At 45.0% G+C, this 2754-nt stretch carries 4 protein-coding genes; all 4 read left to right on the top strand.

Annotation, left to right across the window (positions count from 1 at the left end):
- The coding region (locus ACR0QE_RS13325; protein WP_432628819.1) for a hypothetical protein at positions 1–1058 on the top strand (1058 nt) is incomplete at its 5' end.
- 54 nt (positions 1059–1112) lie between these two features.
- Complete coding sequence (locus tag ACR0QE_RS13320) at positions 1113–1583, top strand: JAB domain-containing protein (protein ID WP_432628818.1); 471 nt, start codon at positions 1113–1115, stop codon at positions 1581–1583.
- Positions 1584–1820: 237 nt separating this feature from the next.
- Positions 1821–2459 carry an ATP-binding cassette domain-containing protein gene (locus ACR0QE_RS13315; protein ID WP_432628817.1) on the top strand — a complete coding sequence of 213 codons (639 nt, stop codon included), beginning with the start codon at positions 1821–1823 and terminating at the stop codon, positions 2457–2459.
- Positions 2460–2515: 56 nt separating this feature from the next.
- Positions 2516–2754: hypothetical protein (locus ACR0QE_RS13310; RefSeq protein ID WP_432628816.1), on the top strand; the 239-nt coding region annotated here is incomplete at its 3' end.

Below are 2754 nucleotides of genomic sequence, written 5' to 3'. Positions count from 1 at the left end.
ATTCCACCAAGGCAAACAAAAAGGCTCCATCTACCAATGGTAAGAACATCAAGGATACATTCCAGAGTGTAACGGTAGATGTGACCGGTGATAATTCTACAGTCACTGATGATGTCTATGTAAAACTGACACCGGATAAAGATAAGGATTCCAAAGCGCTTTTTGCAAAGATGCTCAGTTCCAATAAATACTATGTAAAAGTAGTATTTGAGGATGGCACCGGAAAGACGGTAAAGACACTGGATGGTAAGAGCAGTAAGACCGTGAAGGAGATCAAGGGCGGCAGTACAAGTCAGCAGAAGAAATACGCCGCCGCACTGAATCAGTATGATGATACGAATAAGGGAAGCGAGAAGGGAGATGAGCAGAATTATAATAAGCTTGTTTCTGCAAAACAGATCGGTGGCAAAGACCTGCAGACAAATAACTGTCTGATCTGGCGCATTTCCAACTCCAAAGTTCGTACCGATGGTCTTAAGATCTCAGCAAAGAGTTCTAAGTATGTCAACTGGAAAGCAAAGGTCTATATCTATAAAAAGAGCGGTTCCGGCGCAAGTGCCATTTGGACAAACGTGCTCAGTGGTAAGCAGGTAAAGGGTAAGACTGTTAAGGCTTCCGATATGGGAAATGGTGACTATACCGAGACAAATAGCGTCATCGCACAGTACATCGGTAAGGAAAGTACCCCTGAAGATGATAAGGATGTCAACCTTTCCGGCACCTATGAGTCCACACCGGAAGCATACGCCGAGCTGAAGGAAGGTTCCGTCTATAACGAGACGTTTGAAGCTATGGCAGGTACCCCGAGCACCCGATCCCTCTACTTTGCAACCGGCGGCTCCGAGTTCATCGTCAATATGCAGGCAGTCTACGATGACTACAACCTGGATGAAGTGGGAGGAAACAAGGACTCCTCCCGCACCACCCGTACCTACAAGTCCATCCTCAAGAAAGTGGATTGTGAGTATAAGAAGGGAGATACGCTGAAGAGTCTTGCGGCAGGAAAAGGTAGAGAAACAAAGAAGAAAAAAGAACGCGCGGTTTCATCCCCCTTTTGATGAAACCGCGCGCAGCGAAACGACTATAAATATAGATATATCAAGGAGACCAATATGAAAATCAATAATTATTCTGTAATGTTGAATGAAAATAGAGTACCATATTTGAAATTGGACAGTTCAGTGGAGTATCAAGTAGAAAGTGAATTGAATAACTCAGCATTAATCGTGAAGATGGTGAATAATATATTCGATCTTGAATATTGTGCTGAGGAACATCTGATCACAATCGCTATGGACACAAAGTGGCATGTTTTAGGGGTTTTTCAAACTTCACATGGAGAGATCGCTGCAACAGAAGCAAGCGCTCGTTGTATACTTCAGCGGGCGTTGCTTTGTGGAGCAGCCACATTTATCGTTGTTCATAATCATCCATCTGGTGATTGTACTCCATCACAAGAGGATATTAAAGCAGCGGAAAGACTCAAAGAAGCAGGAGCGTTGATGCAAATACCAATGAGTGATTTCATTATAGTAGGGAATGGTAACTATTTCAGTTATTTTGAGATGCGGAATATTGCATAAGGGTTCTGTAATATGATAAAATCATAAGATCTGGGTGATAAAAAGGTGCGAGACTAATGCGAGCCTAAGTGATCGACGCTGCATTATCTCCTTGTATTTCTTGGGTTTGCGGGAGCGCCGGAGTCTTCAAGTCCCATCTTCCGCATTGAAAATAAAAGGTTCATCCAAACGGATGAACCTTTTTTGTTATCACTACATACAGACAAAGAACTGCAATCAAAGGGGTAAACAATTTCTATGAAGAATGCATTAGAGATTGAAAAGTTATATGTCAGGAGAGGTTCTTTCTGGCTGAAGGATGTGAACCTTGTGATCGAAGAAGAGAAGATTCACGCAGTCACGGGCAAGAGTGGTTCCGGAAAATCGACATTGATTCGTGCCGTCGGAGGGGCGGTGCGACCGGAGACCGGATGTATCCGGTATTTCGGCAAGGAGATGTACGAGAACGAGAGAGAAATCCGAAAAAGGATGTCAGTTGTCTACGATTCTCCGAATTTTAACATCGAACTGAAGCCGGACGGACTGGTGAGGGAACTGTGTAAATTCGAGCCGTGGTTCGATCAGCCGCGATATGTGCAGATGATGAGTGAGATGGAGCTGAACAGGCAGATCAAGGTCAAGCTTTATTCCGAGGGACAGCAGAGAAAGCTGATGCTCATTCTTGCGTTATGCAGGAAGCCGGAACTTCTTGTGATGGATGAGGCAACAAGCGGTATGGATCGTGCCTCGCGGGCGGCGATGTGGAAGCTGATCGTGGATTACCGGCAGAAGAATCCGCTTAGTGTGCTTTTTACGACGCATCATGAGGAAGAATTGTATGTGGCGGATCGCATCTGGCAGGTTGAGGATGGCAGAATTGGGCCGAGTGTTTTGTGACAAAGTAGTTCAACATATCACAGAGGCTGAGGTTGAATTTTGGCGAGGTAAGAAACATGAAACAGTTCTATAAAATTACGAGAAATACAGAAAGTAAGCCGTCACGTCTGATCGCATCGATCGTGCTTGCATTCATTGTGATGGTGTTCGTGAATGGATTTATCGGAGGTATGGGAGGATTCCCGACGTTTATCGCGTTTGCGGTTCTGTTCTTCTGGCAGAGGACGCTGATCGGGGACGGCAATCAGATCACACATCAGATTGCAATGACAAGCCGCAGGGAGGTACTGCACCT

The organism is Brotaphodocola sp., from assembly GCF_050873065.1.
GTDB lineage: Bacteria > Bacillota > Clostridia > Lachnospirales > Lachnospiraceae > Brotaphodocola.
The sequence above is the reverse complement of the archived record's forward strand: the minus strand, read 5'-3'. Positions and strand labels throughout refer to the sequence as shown.

Excerpts from the sequence above, each read along its gene's own strand:
- ACR0QE_RS13320 (WP_432628818.1), top strand. The coding sequence starts at position 1,113 with ATGAAAATCAATAATTATTCTGTAATGTTGAATGAAAATAGAGTACCA.
- ACR0QE_RS13315 (WP_432628817.1), top strand. The coding sequence starts at position 1,821 with ATGAAGAATGCATTAGAGATTGAAAAGTTATATGTCAGGAGAGGTTCT.